Below are 1,526 nucleotides of genomic sequence, written 5' to 3'. Positions count from 1 at the left end.
TGCAGATCCTGTAATGGAAGTTTCGGTATGAGTATTGGCCACAAACGGACCAAATTGATTGAGTATTTTCTCTTCAATTGGGCGGTAAAAACGACCACTTGCAGTCCAATCTGTATAAATTATTTTTTGTTCTCCATACGGGGATTGAAACGTTTGATTTTCACCAACTATATTTTTTTTAAACTGTTGAAAATACGTTTCTAATTCAGAAATATCATGGTTTAATTTTGCCGAATTTTCTTTTGAAGATTTTTGTGATGACATACTCATACTTTAAACGAAATGAAAAGATACTGCTTGTCTTAAAAAATTGAAATCGTTATTCTGAATTTATTTCAGAACCTCATCATTAAAATTATTTATTATGATGAGAACTTGCATCAAGTTCAGGTTTACGAAATTTTACTTTAAAAACAACCTTCATCCTTTATAATAAAATATTATACAATTTATTATATTTTTAATTCATCAAACAATGTTTTTAAATCTTCTGATGAAGGTCTAGGAGCTTCTGGAGTTACAATATTTCCTTGCGGATCAATTAAAATAAAACGTGGAATTCCACTAACCTTGTAATCTGTTACAAACTGCGATTTCCAATCGTTATCAGCAAATAACTGAACACCTTCCAATTGCTCATCGGCTACCATTTTTTTCCATTTATCGTGATCTTTTGCCTTATCAATAGAAACACTTACAAACTGAATGTTTTTTCCGCGATATGCTTTTTCAAGTTCTTTTAAAAATGGAATTTCTGCTCTACAAGGTGCACACCAAGTTGCCCAAACATCTACATATACATACTTTCCTTTTAAATCATCTAAAGAAGTTGTTCCGCCTTTAAAGTTTTCATAATCTGTAAATTTAGGAGACGCTTTTCCTTTTGCTAAAAAAGTATTTAAATATTGTTTTTCAGCATAATAATCGGCAATATATAAAGTAAATCCATCAATTCCTTTTTTCTCATCTTCAATAAATAAAGAGTCTAAATTTTCGGTTGTAGTTAATAGCGCCATAAAATCGCTTTTAATTTCGTTCATTTTTTGATCGAATGCTGGTTTTTCTAATGCAAATAAGTTGTTATTATCAAACACTTCCTCTTGCTTTAAAGCTCTTGCAGCTAAATAATTATTTACTTCAGCTCCTATTCCTGTATAACTGATAGACTCATCAAATTGTTTTGTATCTAAAGAAACTACTAATTCGAATCCATTTTTTAAATAAATTGTTGTGCTTTCGTTTCCATCAAAAAAGTTATAAACACCTGTTACAACTTTTAAAGTATCGGCAAAAGTTCCATCGGCATTTACTTTAATAGTTTTGCTAAATTCTCTTGAGCGAACTACAACAGAGTCCGAATTTTTATCAATAATTTTACCTGATAATGTTACATAATCTTTTGGTTCATCTTTACAAGAGACTACAACTAGTACAATACTTAAAAAATAAATTAATTTTTTCATGTTATTTAATTCTTATTTAAAATTTGATATTCCTGTTTTTAACCAATTTTGATATTCTGTAAC

1 protein-coding gene and 1 pseudogene are annotated in these 1,526 nt (G+C 29.1%); both read right to left on the bottom strand.

Annotated elements, in window-relative coordinates; genetic code table 11:
* Nucleotides 1-264: pseudogene (locus tag ABY298_RS16305) on the bottom strand (hypothetical protein); the annotation flags it as partial.
* Between the two features lie 188 nt (nucleotides 265-452).
* On the bottom strand, nucleotides 453-1,463 hold the full coding sequence (locus tag ABY298_RS16300; RefSeq protein WP_372747095.1) for a thioredoxin-like domain-containing protein: 1,011 nt from the start codon (nucleotides 1,461-1,463) through the stop codon (nucleotides 453-455).
* Nucleotides 1,464-1,526 lie beyond the last annotated feature (63 nt).

Origin of the sequence: Lutibacter sp. (assembly GCF_041596795.1) — a bacterium.
In the GTDB taxonomy this organism is placed as follows: domain Bacteria; phylum Bacteroidota; class Bacteroidia; order Flavobacteriales; family Flavobacteriaceae; genus Lutibacter.
This window is presented reverse-complemented; position numbering and strand designations above follow the sequence as displayed.

What these genes read in the sequence shown, in the direction of transcription:
- ABY298_RS16300 (WP_372747095.1), bottom strand. Translation starts at nt 1,463, where the DNA reads ATGAAAAAATTAATTTATTTTTTAAGTATTGTACTAGTTGTAGTCTCT.